We start from the raw sequence: 16420 nt of genomic DNA on the forward strand, positions 1-16420 counted from the left end.
GGGCGGGTGGGGTCCATTTTTTTTTGGTGGGGGGGGGGCCCCCCTGTTTTGACTTGGGGTACTTACCCGGCCCGGGGGGCCCCCCCCCGCTCCTACAGGCCATAACCTTTTTCCTGTGGGAGCAACTGTCTTTGTGGGGGCCGGCACTCAGGCCTGCTCCAGCAACGGCCAATGCGCCAGCGGCCAGTACTGGCCCTTGCGCGATTCGAACAGGGTGAACTGCCGCGCCCTCAGGACGAATTCCGCCTCGCTGGCCATCTCCGGCACCGCACCACGATAGTCGCGGGCCAGCGTCAGGTGCGGACGATAGTCGCGCGCCTCGACGAACCCCAGCGGCAACAACGCCTGTTGCAAGGCGTAGACCAGTTGGCGCAATGCCGGCGGCGTCTGGCTCGGTGCCAATACCAGGGCCTTGGCCGAACGCCAGACCTCCAGGCGATCGAGCACCAGTGTCACGCCTTCACCCGGCACCTTGACCCCGTCAGCGGCGGCGAGGATGGCCGGTAACAGCACCGTATCCACCGAGCCGACGAACATCAGCGTCAGGTGAAAATTCGCCGAAGGCACCGGCCGCCCGATGTCAGAACCCAGGTCGCGACGCCATTGGGCGATCGCGCGGCGCTGTGTCGGCGCGCAGTCGAGGGCGAAGAACAGCCGCTTGAATGGCTCCCCCGTTTCACGAATGCCCTGCTCCATGCCCTGCCCCTCTCTAGCCACGATTGACCCAGTCTAACGCCTCGGCCAGGGCGCCGTCAGTCGCCTGCTTGATATTTTTATTTTCATAGATTTGATTTCTGAAATAAATCATGTCATTTCTATGCGCACCCCACCCACCGGAGTCAAGAATATGAACAAGACCGGACTTCTCGGCGCCCTGGCCCTCTGTGCCGCCAGCGCATTCGCCCAGGCCGACCAGGCCAGCCTGCGCATCGGCATCGAGGCGGCCTACCCGCCCTTCTCCTACCGCACCCCGCAAGGCGAACTCGCCGGCTTCGACTTCGACATCGGCAACGCCCTGTGCACGCAGATGCAGGTCAAGTGTGAGTGGGTGATCCAGGAGTTCGACGGCATGATTCCGTCGCTCAAGGTGCGCAAGATCGACGCCGTGCTGTCATCGATGTCGATCACGGCTGATCGCCTGAAATCGGTTGATTTCAGCGACAAGTACTACCATACGCCCGGCAAGTTCGCGATGAAGGCCGGCAGCACGATCAGCGACCCGGCCGTCGACCTCAAGGGCAAGAAACTCGGCGTGCAGCGCGCCTCCACCTATGACCGCTTCGCCACCGAGCAGCTGCAAGAGGCCGGCGTCGAGGTGGTGCGCTACGCCTCGCAGAACGAAGCCTTCCTCGACCTTGCCTCCGGTCGCCTGGACGCCACCCTGGCCGACATCGTCAACACCGAGGAAAGCTTCATCAAGACGCCCGCAGGCCAGGGATTCGCCCTGGTCGGCCCGGACATCAACGACCCGCAGTACTTCGGCCGCGGCGCCGGTATCGCCGTGCGCAAGGGCGACAGCGCCAACCTCGCCAGGCTCAACGCCGCCATCGCTGCGATCCGCGCCAACGGCACCTACCAGCAGGTGCAGGCCAAGTACTTTCCGTTCGATATCTACGGCCAATAAGCCCGGCGGGCGAGGACTTTCATCATGCTTCACGGCTACGGATCGAGCATTCTCGATGGCGCCTGGCTGACCCTCACCCTGGCCCTGCTGGCCATGCTCCTGGCGATCAGCCTGGGGCTGGTTGGCGCGGCCTGCCGACTGTCACCGGTGAAATGGCTGGCGACCCTGGGCGAGGTCTACGCCACGGTGGTGCGCGGCATTCCCGACCTGGTGCTGATCCTGCTGGTGTTCTACGGCGGCCAGGACCTGGTCAACCGCCTGGCGCTGGCGTTGGGTTACCAGCAGTACATCGATATCAACCCCTTCATCGCCGGTGTCTGCACCATGGGTTTCATCTTCGGCGCGTACCTCTCGGAGACCTTTCGCGGGGCCTTCCTGGCCATTCCTCGTGGCCAGGCCGAAGCCGGTGCGGCCTATGGCATGAGCGGATTGCAGGTGTTCTGGCGGATCAGTGTGCCGCAGATGGTGCGCCTGGCGATTCCGGGGTTCACCAACAACTGGCTGGTACTGACCAAATCCACCGCGCTGATTTCGGTGATCGGCCTGCAGGACATGATGTTCAAGGCCAAGAACGCCGCCGATGCGACCCATCAGCCCTTCACCTTTTTCCTCGCCGTGGCGGCGCTGTACCTGCTGATGACCAGCCTGTCGCTGCTGCTCCTGCGCAGTGTGGAAAAACGCTATTCGGTCGGTTTCAAAACCGTCGAACTGTGAAAGGAACCTTGCGATGATGCTCGACTACTCCCTGATCTGGCAGAACCTGCCGCTGTACCTCGGTGGCATCCTGCTGACACTCAAAGTGCTGCTGATTTCCCTGGCCTGCGGCCTGGCACTGGCGATTCCACTGGCGCTGATGCGGGTTTCGCGCGCCTGCCTGCTGCGCTACCCGGCCTGGCTGTACACCTACGTGATCCGCGGCACGCCGATGCTGGTGCAGCTGTTTTTGATCTACTACGGCCTGGCCCAGTTCGCGGTGGTGCGTGAGAGCCTGTTGTGGCCGTACCTGTCCAGCGCGACCTTCTGCACCTGCCTGGCCTTTGCCATCAACACCAGCGCCTACAGCGCCGAGTTGCTGGCCGGCAGCCTCAGGTCGACGCCCCGTGGCGAGATCGAGGCGGCCCGGGCCATGGGCATGTCGCGCCTGACCCTGTACCGGCGCATCCTCCTGCCGTCGGCCCTGCGCCGGGCGCTGCCGCAATACAGCAACGAAGTGCTGATGATGCTGCAGACCACCAGCCTGGCCTCGATCGTCACCCTGGTGGACATCACCGGTGCGGCGAAGACCTTCAATGCCCGTTACTACCTGCCCTTCGAGGCGTTCATTACCGCAGGACTGATCTACCTGGTCCTGACCTTCATGCTGGTGCGCCTGTTCAAACTGGCCGAGCGTCGCTGGCTGGACTACCTGGCCCCGCGCAAGCACTAAGGAGCTGTCATGCAACAGATTGACCATGTATTGCCCTGGAGTGCCTGCGGCACCCGCCGCACCCTGAGCGTGCTGCGCTTCGGCCATGGCCCGCGCAAGGCCTATATCCAGGCCTCGTTGCACGCCGACGAACTGCCGGGCATGCGCGTGGCGGTTGAACTGCGCCGGCGCCTGGCCGAGCTGGAAAGCCAGGGGCGCCTGGCCGGCGTGATCGAACTGGTGCCGCTATCCAACCCGATCGGCATCGGCCAGATGTTCCAGGCCACCCACCAGGGCCGTTTCGAGTTCAACAGTGGCAAGAACTTCAACCGCGATTTCCCGGCGTTGGCCGAGGCGCTGGCCGAGCGCTTGGAAGGACGCCTGGGCAGTGACGGCGAAGCCAATGTGGCCACCATCCGCCGCGCCATGCTCGACAGCCTCGACGCACTACCGCCCGCCCAGTCGGAGCTCGACGGCTTGCGCCGCCTGCTCCTGCGCCAGGCCTGCGATGCCGACGTGGTGCTGGACCTGCACTGCGACTTCGAGTCGATCATGCTGCTCTACGCCCTGCCGCAGAACTGGCCGCGCCTGCGTTCGCTGGCCGCACGTCTGCGTGCCGGCGCCGCCCTGCTGGCCGAGGACGCCGGTGGCAATGCCTTCGATGAAGCCTGCGCGGTGCCCTGGGTGCAGCTGGCCGAACGCTTCCCCGAGGCCGAGATTCCCCTGGCCTGCATCGCCACCACCATCGAGCTGCGCGGCATGGCCGACACCGAGCGCGAACTGTGCCAGGCCAGCGCCGAGCAGATTCTCGGCTACCTCGCCGACCAGGGCCTGATCAGCGGCGACTGGCCCGCCGCGCCGGAACAGTGCTGCCCGGCCACGCCCTTTGCCGGCGCCCAGTACGCCTATGCCGAACACCCGGGCGTGGTCAGCTTCCTGCAACCCCTGGGGGCCCGGGTACGGGTCGGCGATCCGCTGTTCGAGGTCATCGACCCGCTCAGCGATCGCCACAGCGTGGTCCATGCCACCACCGACGGCATCCTCTATGCCCGCGAGCGCCTGCGCTTCGCCCAGCCCGGCCTGTGGCTGGCCAAGGTTGCCGGCAGCACTCCCATTCGCCAGGGTCGCTTGCTCAGCGACTGACACCCATGAGTACCCTTTGATGAACAAACTCGATATCCAGGACCTGCACAAAAGCTACGGCGACCACCAGGTGCTCAAGGGCGTTTCGCTGCACGCCAACGCCGGCGATGTAATCAGCATCATCGGCTCCAGTGGCTCGGGCAAGAGCACCTTCCTGCGCTGCATCAACCTGCTCGAACAACCCAATGCCGGGCAGATCCTGGTCAATGGCGAGCAACTGAAACTGCGCACCTGTCCCCGTGGCGGGCTGCGGGCTGCCGACCCGCGCCAACTGCAACGGATGCGCTCGCGCCTCAGCATGGTTTTCCAGCATTTCAACCTGTGGTCGCACATGAGCGCCCTGGACAACGTCATGGAAGCCCCGGTGCATGTGCTGGGCATGGACCGCAAGGAAGCCCGCGACAAGGCCGAGCACTACCTGGACAAGGTCGGCGTCGGCCATCGCCGCGCCGCGTACCCGGCGCACATGTCCGGCGGCGAGCAGCAACGGGTGGCCATCGCCCGGGCCCTGGCCATGGAGCCGGAGGTGATGCTGTTCGACGAGCCCACCTCGGCGCTCGACCCGGAGCTGGTCGGCGAGGTGCTCAAGGTCATGCAGGACCTGGCCAGTGAAGGCCGCACCATGGTGGTGGTGACCCACGAGATGGGTTTTGCCCGCGAGGTGTCCAACCAGTTGCTGTTCCTCCACCAGGGCATTGCCGAGGAACGCGGCCACCCCCGTGAAGTGCTGGCCCGGCCGCAGTCCGAGCGCTTGCGCCAGTTCCTCGCCGGCAGCCTCAAGTAGCTGGCTTCGGATACACTAGGGCCCATCCAGAGAGGGTAAGGCTGTACACCTGGCTGGGCCGGTAGGAGCGGGCTTGCCCCGCGATTGCGTTTGATCAGGCAAATTGCATCGCGGGGCAAGCCCGCTCCCACCTACCCAGCCCCGCTACCCTTCAGCGAACAGCATTACATCCAGAGAGGGAGCTTTGTGCGCATGCCCAGCAATTCGAAGAACACCACCGTCTACGCCTCGCCGGTCATGCGCAAACTGTCGGAGCAGCTGGCCGACCTGCAACCCTCGTTGCGCAAGGTGGCCGACTATATCCTGCGTCACCCGCTCAAGGCCGCGACCCTGACCATCGAAGAAATGGCCCAGGCCACCGCCACCTCGCCAGCGGCGGTCAACCGCCTGGCCAAGGCCCTGGACCTGGGCGGCTACAGCGGCATGAAGGCCGAGCTGGTGGCGACCCTGCAGCAGATGGTCTCGCCCGTGGACAAGCTGCGCAACGAACTGGCCCTGCGCCCCGATGGCGACTTCGGCCTGCATGAGCAGATCCAGAGCGCCAGCAGCAACCTGGCGACCACCGCCAGCATCAACCCGGCCGAAACCTTCGAGGCTTTTGTCAGCAGCCTGATCGCGGCACGCAAGGTGTATGTGCTGGGCTTTGGCAACAGCGCCTATATGGCGGGCCTGGCCGCCTCGACCCTGGTGCCGTTCTGCGCCGATGCCCACGCCATCAGCATGGAAGGCGGCAACGAGAACGCCGCCTACCGCCTGGCGGCGATCACCGACCAGGATGTATTGCTGGCGATCGCCCTGCCGCGTTATTCCCAGGACACCCTGCAACTGTCGCGCTTTGCCCATGAGCGAGGGGCTTTGGTGCTGGCCATCACCGACTCGCCCGCCTCGCCCCTGGCGCCGATCGCCCGGCATGTGCTGTTCGCCCCGGCCGATCACCCGGTGCTGACCAGTTCCAACATCGCCGTGCTGGCGTTGATCGAAGGGCTGGTGGCGGCGGCCATGGCGCGCAACAAGGAAGCGGTGAAGCTGGCGACCGAGCTGACCGAGAGCGTGATGTCCTACCTGCATGTGCCGGGCGGCAAATCTTCCCGGTAGGTGCGGGCTTGCCCCGCGAAACGCTGTGACAGTCAAACCGCAATCGCGGGACAAGCCCGCTCCTGCACGCCTGAGCGCAAACCTTTGCGTGTGGGACTAATGTCGGGGCCCGAACCGGTAACATTTTGTTCAAACCCCACTCATGATTGTTTATGCTGACTTGCTTATGCCATGGCGCAACGCCACATAGACAAGTATTCGCCCATGAAAATCTTCCTAGTTCTGCTGTTTGCCTGCTCGATTGCCTACGTCCATTTACGTGGCAAGGTCAGGCACAAAATCTCCCGCCAACTGGGTGACCACTCCAGCTTCCTGGCCCCGGTAAACGTCTTCCTCTACCTGTTCTCCAAACTGCCCGCCAGGCCGTACCTGCCGGTCGAGTCCTTCCCCGAGCTCAAGCCGCTGCAGGACAACTGGCAGGAAATCCGCGCCGAAGCCCAGCAATTGCTGAACGTCGGCGAGATCAAGCGTTCAGAGAAATACGACGACGTCGGCTTCAACTCCTTTTTCAAGAGCGGCTGGAAGCGCTTCTACCTCAAGTGGTACGGCGAGAGCCACCCTTCGGCGATGAAGCTCTGCCCGCGCACCACCGAACTGCTGCAGGGCATCGGCACGGTCAAGGCGGCCATGTTCGCCACCCTGCCGCCGGGCTCCAAGCTGGTTCGCCATCGCGACCCTTACGCCGGCTCCTACCGCTATCATCTGGGCCTGGACACGCCGAACGACGACGCCTGCTACATCTGCGTGGATGGCGAGAACTACGCCTGGCGCGACGGTGAAGGGGTGATCTTCGACGAGACCTACATCCACTACGCCAGCAACCAGACCGAACACAACCGCATCATCCTGTTCTGCGACGTCGAGCGTCCGCTCAAGTACCGCTGGGCCACCGCGTTCAACCGCTGGTTCAGCCGCAAGGTCATGGCCGCGGCGGCCGCGCCGAACGATGCCGGGGACAAGACCGGCGGCATCAACCGCCTGTTCACCCGTGTCTACAAGATCCGCGAACACGGCAAGGCCCTGAAGAAACGTAACCGTACCCTGTACTACCTGGAGAAATGGGCGGTGGTGGCGGCGTTGGTGCTGCTGTTCATCTACATCTGAGCCTATGGCGCGATGGTTGTAACCCCTGTAGGAGCGGGCTTGCCCCGCGATTGCGATTATCCTGATCAAACGCAATCGCGGGGCAAGCCCGCTCCCACAGGGGGCGGCGCCCCCTTCCAAAGTACTAGCCTTCCCCACCCATCGACCAACGGCGCCCCGGCGGCAAAAAAACTAGCTTCACTGTTCTAGTTGCCAACCACACAAGAGGTGAAGACGATGAGCATGATGGACTGGGACGCCTACCGTAAGCAGTTGATGGCCGGCATCGGCGACCTCAAGAACCTGTCCCCCGACACGGTCAACGGCTACATGACCGCCAGCGGCGCCGGGGCCAAGACCAACCACCTGGACGCCAAGACCCGCGAGCTGATCTCCCTGGCCGTGGCGGTCACCACCCGCTGCGACGGCTGCATCGCCGTGCACTCGGCCGAAGCGGTCAAGCACGGCGCCAGCCGCGAGGAAATCGCCGAAGCCCTGGGCGTGGCCGTGGCCATGAATGCCGGGGCGGCGCTGGTGTACTCGGCACGGGCCATGGATGCCGTGGGCAAGGTCGGCGGCTAAGCGCTGAACACCCGCTGCCGGCATCACTCTCCCTGGGGTGCCGGCAACGGGATATAGGCCAGCGGCCTGGGCATGCGCATCACCGCATCGGCCGCCAGGTTGGCCTTGGTGATGTCGACCATGCCCTGGGCATCGAGCAGGCGGATCACCTGCGGCTTGCTGATGTCGTTGCCGAAGAAATCTTCCCAATGCCCCAGCACCACCATTCGCGGCTTGTTCAGACGCAGCAACGCGCCAGGATAGTCGTCGACCTTGTCCCAGTTACCCACGCACAGAATCTCCACATCGATACGCTTGTTATCGTCGAGCACCGGTGGAAAACCGTAGGGTGGACGACTCGCCGAGTCCTGGTAGTGAATGCGATACACCACACGCCCCTGATCGTCGAGCAGGTCGACCAGCCAGGCCAGGGACTGTCCGGTCTTCCAGTTCCACACGGCCGTGGGCAGGCGCTTGAGGTCGTGCCCGACCTCGCCATCGAACAGCACGACATGATCCAGATGCGGTGAATGAAGGCTCTGGAGGGCCATGGCACGCAGGTGCCCGCCAGCGGAATACAGCCAGTTACCCGGCTGACCGGGGGTGCTGATCCTGGCCATGCTGGCCTCGGCGTTGACGATCCGGCTGGCCGGCAATTCGGCGCGCAAAATGTGGCCCACGGTCCGCGAGCCGTACGCCTTGGCCTTGGGCGCGTGCTTCTGCATGACCCACGGCACATCGAGCAGGTGGTCGTAATGCCCATGACCGATCAGCACCATGGTCACGTCCTCTGCCGGCGGCATCAGCCGGTCGATCTTGTCATGATCGGCCACCACCCGCAGCGGCGGCATCGCAGGGTTGGTGAACGATGGCGCGAACAACAGGCCCTCGCCCTTCCAGTGCAGCAGAAAGCCGCCCACCCCCAGCCATTGCAAGCTCGGTGTCGGCGGCGGCTTGGGCATGTCCCACAGGTCCAGGCCGACCGGATCCTTCGCACACCCCGCCAGCATCAGAACCAACAACAGTGCAGCGCGCCTCATGACCGTGCCCTCCGTTCCTGCTCAAAGCGTAGTGCGCCACCCGCCGCTTTGCGTTTTCGCATAAGCTAGTGGCCGAACCGCTTTCCAGGACTTTCCATGATCCACATCCGCCCCATGACCGCCGCCGACTTCGAGCACTTCTGGCCCACCTTCCAGGCCGTTGTCAGTGCCCGCGAAACCTATGCCTTCGATCCGGCCCTGAGCCAGGAGCAGGCACGTCAGCTGTGGCTGGAGGCGCCGCTGCACACACTGGTGGCCGAAGAGGACGGCGTGCTGCTCGGCTCCTACTACCTCAAGGCCAATGCCGCCGGCCCCGGCAGCCATGTGTGCAACTGTGGCTACATGGTCAGCGAGGCCGCCCGTGGCCGCGGCGTGGCGCGCCTGATGTGCGAGCACTCCCAGCGCCTTGCGCGGGAACAGGGTTTTCTGGCCATGCAGTTCAACTCGGTAGTGGCGAGCAATGAAGTGGCGGTGACCCTGTGGCACAAGCTCGGCTTCGAGACCGTCGGCCGCCTGCCGCGCGCCTATCGTCATGCACGCCTGGGGCTGGTGGATTGCCTGGTGATGTACAAGTGGCTGGCCGAACCTGCCGAGCCGCAGCAGCCCAAACTGATCGGGCGCAAGAACATCGAGGCGGTGGTGTCGCGCAAGCGCGGGCGTTGAGATTTTTCGAGCGCAATCGCGGGGCGAGCCCGCTCCCACAGGGTGGGTTGGTGGGTGATGTGCAGTCACCCCCTGGCATTTTTGCCAGTATCGCGTCTGGCCCAATTGCACCAACATCGTCGTAGATCCAATGCCTGCAAGCGATGGAGACGATTGAGGTGAAAGCACCGTCGGCAACCGATAAAAAGGGACTGGTCAAGGCGCTGGTCAAGGGTGAACTGCACTTGCATCAGTTGCCCGGGGAGTTGCCGCTTGCCGACGTCGCCCACATTCGCCGCGAGGCCTTGCAACAGCTGACCAAGGCCTCGCTGCGCGCCACAGGTGATTACACCTTCGACCCGCACAACGCCAAATGCGAGAACTTCATCGGTGCCGTCCAGGTACCTGTCGGCGTGGTCGGTCCTGTTGTCGTCAACGGCCAACAGGTCGAAGCCGGGGAAACTGTCTACGCGCCGCTGGCAACCACCGAAGGCGCGCTGATCGCCAGCGTCGCCCGGGGCTGCAGCGCCTTGCGCGAAGCCGCCGGCGCCATCGTCCGGGTCGAAGAGGTCGGCATCACCCGGGCACCGGTATTTCGCACCGAGGGGATCGTGCAGACCCAGGCCTTTTTGGCCTGGATCAGCGAGCACTACCCGGACATCAAGCGCAGTTGCGAAGCCGATAGCCGTTTCCTGGTGCTGCTGGACATCACCCCGGCGGTCGTCGGCACCACCATTTACCTGCGCTTCAGATTCAGCAGCGGCGATGCCATGGGCATGAACATGGCGACACTGGCCTGCGACCGGGCGGTGACCCAGGTCATCGTGCCTGGCACCGACGTGGCCTGCGTCAGCATCTCGGGCAACTACTGCGTCGATAAAAAGCCTGCTGCCATCAATTTCATCAGTGGCCGCGGCAAACGAATTTTTGCCGAGGCCTGTCTAAGCGCGGACATACTGCGCAGCACCCTCAAGACCCAGGCCGATGCCCTGTGCGAGGTACAATACCGAAAAACCCTGCTGGGTTCGATCATGGCCGGGGCGTATGGCTGCAACGCTCATCACGCCAATATCCTGGCCGCCTTCTTCCTGGCCACCGGCCAGGACCTGGCCCACACCGCCGAGGGTGGCATGGGCATCACCTGTATCGAGCCCCGTGACCAGGGCGCCGTGTACATTTCCGTCTCGCTGCCCGATGTGCCGCTGGCCACGGTCGGCGGCGGCACCGGGCTGTCCACGCAGCGCGAGGCGCTGGCGCTGATGGGGATCAGTCCGGGGGCCCGCCCTCCCGGCGCCGACACCCTGCGCCTGGCTGAAATCCTTGGCGCCCTGGTGCTGGCCGGTGAACTGTCGATCCTCTCGGCCCAGGCCGCCCACCACCTGGCCCAGGCGCACCAGCGCCTGGGGCGCTGAGCCCGATGAGCGAGGGCAGCATTAGCGCGGTAGCTCCCGGGAAGATCATCCTGATGGGCGAGCACGCCGTGGCCCATCACAGCCCCGCTGTCGTTGCCACACTCGGCCTTTACTGCAAGGTCCAGGTGCTACCGAAATCGTCGCAGTTGATCGAGCTGTGCTTGCCGGACCTGGGCATGCATCGGTGTTATTCACGCCAAGCGGTGCTCGATTACGCCCTGCAGGCACGCCAGGCCTGGCAAGCCTATCGGTGCCACCCTGATGCGCACAGGTTTCGCGCCTTGAGAGGCCAGGCGGGCGACCACCTGGCCAAATGCGCCGTCGGTGAAACCCTGCTGCACCTGGGGCACGGGTTCAACCAGGGTCTGAAGATCAGCGTGCACTCGCAGATTCCCATCGGCGCGGGCATGGGCAGCTCGGCCGCCCTGGCAGTGTGCATACCGGCCGCGATCATCAGCCACTTCACGCGCAGGGCTGAAGTTGCGCAGGTGCAGCATCTGGCTCGCCAGATCGAGCAACGCCAGCATGGCCTGCCCTCCGGCGTCGATCATCGAACCATTGTCCAGGGCGGTGTCGCGAGCTTCATGCCCGCTGCGGGTGATGACCTGCAGCTCTGCCCCCTTCGCGATGCCGGTGCCGTGTTGAACGAGCTGCGCCTGTACAACACCGGTACCGCCAATGAAAGTACCGGAGCCGTGGTGACTGCCGTACGCAACACCCTGCAAGACGCGCACAGCCCCCTGCTGCAATCGATGCGCCAGACCACCCAAGCATTCATCGCACTGCTGCGATCCCCGCATTGCGATCGCGCCCGCTTGTATGCGCTGATCCGTGACTATGAACGTGCCCTTGAAGCGCTGGGTGTCGTGCCTGGCCCCGTTCAGGCGTTGATCCGGGAAATCGAAAAATCGGGTGGTGCGGCAAAGGTTTCCGGTGCCGGTGCGCTCTCCGGATCCAGCGCTGGTCTGCTGCTGGTGCTCCCCCCCGTCACTGCCGCCCCCTTGCTCCAGGGCCTGGACGCAATCGAGGCGCCCCTTGCGGTCGAAGGCCTGTGGGTACAACGACCATGAACAAGATCAGTGTCTCATCGCCCAGCAACATTGCCTTGATCAAGTATTGGGGCATGAGCGACGCCAAGCGCACATTGCCTGCCAACAGGTCGCTGTCGATGACCCTGAGCCGCTGCGTCAGCCTCTATACCCTGGAAACACTGGACGATTCGAGCCCTGACGAAATCTACTGGCGTGCTGAAGACGGCACGCTCGAAGCCGCAGACCCGATCATGCGCCTGGGCATCGAACAGCATGTGCGACGACTTCGCCAGTGCAGCGACTTCCGGCAGCCGCTGCGCATCGCCACCACCAATACCTTTCCAACCAGCGCGGGTATCGCCTCTTCCGCCTCGGGGTACTCTGCCCTGGCGCTGGCGTTTGCCGCGCTGTTCGGCCAGCTGTCGTCACCCGACCAGCTCAGCGGCCTGGCGCGCCTTTCCGGTTCGGGCTCCGCAGCCCGATCGCTACTGGGCGGTTTCGTCACATGGCCCGGTGATGCCGACGACCCGCAAAGCCCGGCCCGGCAACTGGCAACCGCCGCCCATTGGCCGCTGCACGACATCATCGTGGTGGTCGACGGTTCAGCGAAAACAACCAGCTCGCGGATCGGTCATTTGCGCGCCCAGAGCAGCCCGTTCTACCAGCGCCGCCAACAACTGTTGGTGGAACGCCTGAGGCATCTACAGCACGCCATCCTGACCCGTGATTTTTCCCGCTTTGCCGATATCGTCGAGTGCGAGGCCATCGAGCTTCACTTGATCGCCATGTCGTCCGTGCCGCCGCTGTTCTATTGGCAGCCGGCAACCCTCTCGGTGTTGTACCGGGTGCAGCAACTTCGGCGCAACGGCCTGGATGTCTGCACGACCTTCGATGCAGGCCCCAATGCCCATGTGCTCTGTACGCCCGAGCATTGTCCCAAGGTGCTTGCGGTGCTGCGCGAACTCGATGGCGTACAACAGATCATCCCGGACCAGATCGGCGAAGGCCCGCAGGTGCTGACCCAGGCACTTTTCTGAGCCCCGGCTTACACCGCAACACACGGCCAAGTCGTTGACTGCAAAGACATTCGATGGTCAGATGCGCGCCAGTTTCAGGTGTCCTGCGCCGCCGCGCGCAGGGTGAAACGGGAAGCCGGTGCGTCACATGAAGTGATCAGTCCGGCGCTGCCCCCGCAACGGTAAGCGAGCGAAGCCTTCGAAACACCACTGTGCCACGGCATGGGAAGGTGAAGGCCTTCACGACCCTCGCAAGCCCGGAGACCGGCCTGAAGCTTCGTTTGGCAACCCCGCGGTGGGCGGGCGCAGGCCGGTTTGCGTGCGCCTGCGCGCGCGATTCCTCCATGCGTTGTTCCCTCCGGGATTCATTTCTTCCTGTTCGATTTGGAACGACATGTCCCGTACTTCCAAGCTTCACACCCTGGCGGCCAATGCCCTGGCGCCCTGCCTGGCATTCTCCCTGCCGACCTTCGCCGAAGACCGCGAGCCTGTTCCCCTGGCCCTGCCCTCGACGGCCATCACCAGCAGCAGCGACACCGCGCCGATCAGCCTGGCCACGCCCCTGCCGGCCGGCTCGCGCCTGAACCTCAGCGCCCTGGACACCCCGGCCAGCACCAGCAGCCTCAGCGCCGAGGTCATCGATGGGCGCAACAACCGCAGCGTGCAGGATGCCGTCAGCCGCTCGCCGGGCATCACCTCGATCGCCACCCCGGGCAACGGCAACACCGCCCTGTCGGCACGGGGCTTTACCGGGCACGATGCGGTGATGACCCTGTTCGATGGCTCGCGCTTGTACACCGGCGCCGGTACCCAGACCTTCCCGGTGGCCCCATGGATGGTCGAGCGCATCGACATCATCCGCGGGCCTGCCTCGGTGCTCTACGGTGAAGGCGCTACCGGTGCGGTGGTCAACGTGATCCCGAAAAAGCCCTTCGCCGGCGAGATCAGCAACCACCTGCGCCTGGGCTACGGCAGTGATGACCGCCAGCAACTGGGCCTGGACAGCGGCGGTTCGCTGGGCGAGCGGCTGAGCTACCGGCTGACCCTCGACCGCCAGCAATCCAATGGCTGGGTCGACCATGGCGAGTCGCAGAACCTGGCCATGAGCGCCGCCCTGCGCTTCGATGCCAGCGACGACCTGAGTTTCACCCTGGCCCACGAGCGCGGTGATGCCGAGCCGATGAACTACTTCGGCACGCCCTTGATCGACGGCCACTACCGCGACAGCCTGCGCAAGAAGAACTACAACGTGCGCAACGACGTGCAGCGCTACCATGACGAATGGACGCGGCTGAACAGCGACTGGACCCTGAGCGATTCGCTCAGCGCCAGCAACCAGCTCTACTACATCAAGAGCCGCCGTCACTGGCGCAATGCCGAGGACTACACCTGGAGCCCAGACCAGGGCCTGCTCCAGCGCGGCAGCTACCTGGAAATCAAGCACGACCAGGAACAGATCGGCGACCGCCAGAGCTTCACCTTCGACCACTCACTGTTCGGCCTTGCCAGCAAGACCGTGGTGGGCGCCGAGTACAACCGCATCCGTTTCGGCATCGACAGCAACTCACCCTACACCGACATCGGCGGTGACTTCGTCGACCCGTGGAACCCGGCGCCTGGCGACTTCCACAGCCAGGACCCGACCCGCCCGCAAAGCCACAGCACCACCCGCACCTTCGCCCTGTTCGCCGAGAACCGCACCCAGCTGTCAGCACGCTGGTCGCTGGTGACCGGCATTCGCCGCGACCAGAACCACATCGATCGCACCAACCTGATCGACGACAGCCGCAGCGACCGAAGCCTGGGCGGTGGCAACTGGCGCGCCGGGCTGGTGTTCGCGCTGACCGACGAGCTGTCGTTGTATGGCCAGTATTCCACCAGCGAGGACGGTGTCAGCGACCTGATCACCCTGAGCCCCGCCCAGCAGCAATTCGACCTCACCGAAGCGAAGCAGACCGAGTTCGGCCTCAAGCAGCTGTTCTGGGACGGCCGTGGCGAATGGACCCTGGCGGCCTATCACATCGTCAAAAAGAAGCTGTTGGTCGACAACCCGATCACCCACCAGAAGGAACAGGCCGGGCAACAGACCTCCGACGGCCTGGAGGCGACCCTGGAGCTGGTCCTGGCCAACCAGTGGCAGGTCTCGGCCAACGCCTCGGTGGTACGCGCCCGATACGACGACTTCGAGCAGACCGTGGACGGTGAGTCGGTCTCCCGGGCCGGCAACCGGCCGAGCAATGTGCCACGGCGCACCGCCAACCTGTGGGTGAACAAGGGCCTGGGCCACGGCGTGGAGGCCGGCATGGGGCTGCGGTACGTCGATAAGCGCTATGCCGACACCGCCAATAGCCAGACGGTGCCGGGCTTTACCGTGGTCGATGCCAACCTGGGCTGGCAGGTGCTGCCGGATGTGCGGTTGGGACTGCAGCTGAACAACCTGCTGGACCGTCGTTATGCAGCGACGGCGCACAGTGGCGAGCAGTGGATCATGGGCCAGCCACGGTCGTATTTTGCGACGCTGGATTACAGTTTCTGAATGACTGCGCAATCGCGGGGCAAGCCCGCTCCCACAGGGATCACACAAACCCTGTGGGAGCGGGCTTGCCCCGCGATCAGGCCCAGAACATCACCCCAATTCCGGCAGGCTGTACCGCTCGGCAAAATACTGGCGGAAAAACTCCACCGCCACCCGTACCTTGGCCGAGCTGGCCAGTGGCGAGGTATACACCGCCCAGATATCCGCCGGCTGGTGATAGTCGCCCAGCACCTGGACCAGACGCCCATCGGCCAGGCTGTCGTGCACATCCCACCAGGAACGCAGCAAGATCCCCCGCCCGTCCAGGCACCACTGGTGCGCCACTTCGCCGTGGTTGCTCGACAGGCTGCCGGTGACCCGCACGCTTTCCTCCCCCGCCGGCCCTTCCAGCTGCCACACGCCGAAGGGGTGGTCGCGTTCCTTGATCACCAGGCAATCGTGGCTGGCCAGGTCCGCCAGCACCTTGGGCGTGCCGCGCCGGGCCAGGTAGGCCGGTGCGGCGCACAGCACCCGGCGGTTGCGGGCCAGGGGCTTGGCGATCAGGTTGGGGGCGATGACGTTGCCGACGCGGATGTCGAGGTCGACGCCTTCCTCGATCAGGTCCACCAGCCGGTCATGCACGTCCAGACGGATGTCCAGGCGCGGATAGCGCTCGGCCAGCTCCGACAGCGCCGGGGCGACGAAGCGCCGGCCCAGCCCCAGGCTGCTGGCAATGCGCAGCTGGCCGGCCGGCTCGCGGTGCTGGGCGCTGATGTCGTCGCCCATGCGCTGCACCGCATCGAAGATCTGCTGGGCCCACTGATAGACCCGCTCGCCCTCCTCGCTCACCGTCACCCGCCGGGTGGTGCGGTGTAGCAGGCGCACCTCGAGGGTGTCTTCCAGTACGCGGATGCGCTTGCTGATAAAGGCCGCCGACATGCCCAGCTCGTCGGCCACGGCGGCAAAGCTGGCGCGCTTGGCCACCTGGATAAAGATATTGAGGTCGTCGAGGCTCGGTAGATTATTCACGGTTCGTGCACTAAGAATCTATGAATGGCGAGATTATCTC

At 64.6% G+C, this 16420-nt stretch carries 16 protein-coding genes and 1 riboswitch; of the genes, 13 read left to right on the forward strand and 3 right to left on the reverse strand.

The annotated features are described in order from the left end of the window. Positions 1-147: 147 nt before the first annotated feature. A complete protein-coding gene (gene thpR / locus M2D63_RS00005; RefSeq protein WP_285860611.1) occupies positions 148-696 on the reverse strand; it encodes an RNA 2',3'-cyclic phosphodiesterase in 549 nt (182 codons plus the stop codon). A gap of 151 nt (positions 697-847) precedes the next feature. On the opposite strand from thpR, the gene M2D63_RS00010 reads away from it, so the two are divergent. From M2D63_RS00010 to M2D63_RS00045, 8 genes are all read left to right on the forward strand, one after another. Continuing rightward, positions 848-1624 carry an ABC transporter substrate-binding protein gene (locus M2D63_RS00010; RefSeq protein ID WP_285860613.1) on the forward strand — a complete coding sequence of 259 codons (777 nt, stop codon included), beginning with the start codon at positions 848-850 and terminating at the stop codon, positions 1622-1624. A 24-nt stretch (positions 1625-1648) separates the two neighbouring features. Continuing rightward, a complete protein-coding gene (locus M2D63_RS00015) occupies positions 1649-2338 on the forward strand; it encodes an ABC transporter permease (protein ID WP_285860615.1) in 690 nt (229 codons plus the stop codon). A gap of 13 nt (positions 2339-2351) precedes the next feature. Then, the gene (locus tag M2D63_RS00020; RefSeq protein WP_285860617.1) at positions 2352-3050 is read left to right on the forward strand and encodes an ABC transporter permease; all 699 of its coding nucleotides are present in this window, start codon (positions 2352-2354) and stop codon (positions 3048-3050) included. A gap of 9 nt (positions 3051-3059) precedes the next feature. Then, a complete protein-coding gene (locus M2D63_RS00025) occupies positions 3060-4172 on the forward strand; it encodes a succinylglutamate desuccinylase/aspartoacylase family protein (RefSeq protein WP_285860618.1) in 1113 nt (370 codons plus the stop codon). A gap of 19 nt (positions 4173-4191) precedes the next feature. Next, entirely contained in the window at positions 4192-4956 is a 765-nt protein-coding gene (locus M2D63_RS00030) for an ABC transporter ATP-binding protein (RefSeq protein WP_285860619.1), read from the forward strand. Between the two features lie 192 nt (positions 4957-5148). Next, complete coding sequence (locus M2D63_RS00035; RefSeq protein WP_285860620.1) at positions 5149-6051, forward strand: MurR/RpiR family transcriptional regulator; 903 nt, start codon at positions 5149-5151, stop codon at positions 6049-6051. Positions 6052-6255: 204 nt separating this feature from the next. Next, positions 6256-7155, forward strand: coding sequence for a lipid A hydroxylase LpxO (gene lpxO, locus M2D63_RS00040; RefSeq protein ID WP_285860621.1), 900 nt, complete (start codon positions 6256-6258; stop codon positions 7153-7155). Between the two features lie 216 nt (positions 7156-7371). Further along, positions 7372-7716, forward strand: coding sequence for a carboxymuconolactone decarboxylase family protein (locus tag M2D63_RS00045; protein ID WP_285860622.1), 345 nt, complete (start codon positions 7372-7374; stop codon positions 7714-7716). 23 nt (positions 7717-7739) lie between these two features. Here the strand turns inward: M2D63_RS00045 and M2D63_RS00050 are convergent, their stop codons facing one another. Further along, positions 7740-8735 (reverse strand): MBL fold metallo-hydrolase, encoded by a 996-nt coding sequence (locus M2D63_RS00050; protein ID WP_285860623.1) that lies wholly within the window; start codon positions 8733-8735, stop codon positions 7740-7742. Between the two features lie 96 nt (positions 8736-8831). Between M2D63_RS00050 and M2D63_RS00055 the strand changes: the two genes are divergently transcribed. The 5 genes from M2D63_RS00055 (at position 8832) to M2D63_RS00075 (ending at position 15372) form a co-directional block, all read left to right on the forward strand. Continuing rightward, positions 8832-9398: a GNAT family N-acetyltransferase gene (locus M2D63_RS00055; RefSeq protein WP_285860624.1), complete on the forward strand. Its 567-nt coding sequence runs from the start codon at positions 8832-8834 to the stop codon at positions 9396-9398. A gap of 158 nt (positions 9399-9556) precedes the next feature. Further along, positions 9557-10789 (forward strand): hydroxymethylglutaryl-CoA reductase, encoded by a 1233-nt coding sequence (locus tag M2D63_RS00060; protein WP_285860625.1) that lies wholly within the window; start codon positions 9557-9559, stop codon positions 10787-10789. A 5-nt stretch (positions 10790-10794) separates the two neighbouring features. Further along, a complete protein-coding gene (locus M2D63_RS00065; protein ID WP_285860626.1) occupies positions 10795-11859 on the forward strand; it encodes a mevalonate kinase in 1065 nt (354 codons plus the stop codon). Further along, positions 11856-12857, forward strand: a complete 1002-nt coding sequence (gene mvaD, locus M2D63_RS00070; RefSeq protein WP_285860627.1) for a diphosphomevalonate decarboxylase — start codon at positions 11856-11858, stop codon at positions 12855-12857. The genes M2D63_RS00065 and mvaD overlap by 4 nt, the downstream gene beginning before the upstream one ends. Positions 12858-12916: 59 nt before the next feature. Beyond that, positions 12917-13124, forward strand: a riboswitch (cobalamin riboswitch). A gap of 106 nt (positions 13125-13230) precedes the next feature. Further along, positions 13231-15372, forward strand: coding sequence for a TonB-dependent siderophore receptor (locus tag M2D63_RS00075; RefSeq protein ID WP_285860628.1), 2142 nt, complete (start codon positions 13231-13233; stop codon positions 15370-15372). Positions 15373-15462: 90 nt separating this feature from the next. Here M2D63_RS00075 and M2D63_RS00080 read toward each other — a convergent pair whose 3' ends face one another. Further along, a complete protein-coding gene (locus tag M2D63_RS00080; protein ID WP_285860630.1) occupies positions 15463-16380 on the reverse strand; it encodes a LysR substrate-binding domain-containing protein in 918 nt (305 codons plus the stop codon). Positions 16381-16420 lie beyond the last annotated feature (40 nt).

It is taken from the genome of Pseudomonas sp. BJa5, assembly GCF_030272875.2.
GTDB lineage: Bacteria > Pseudomonadota > Gammaproteobacteria > Pseudomonadales > Pseudomonadaceae > Aquipseudomonas.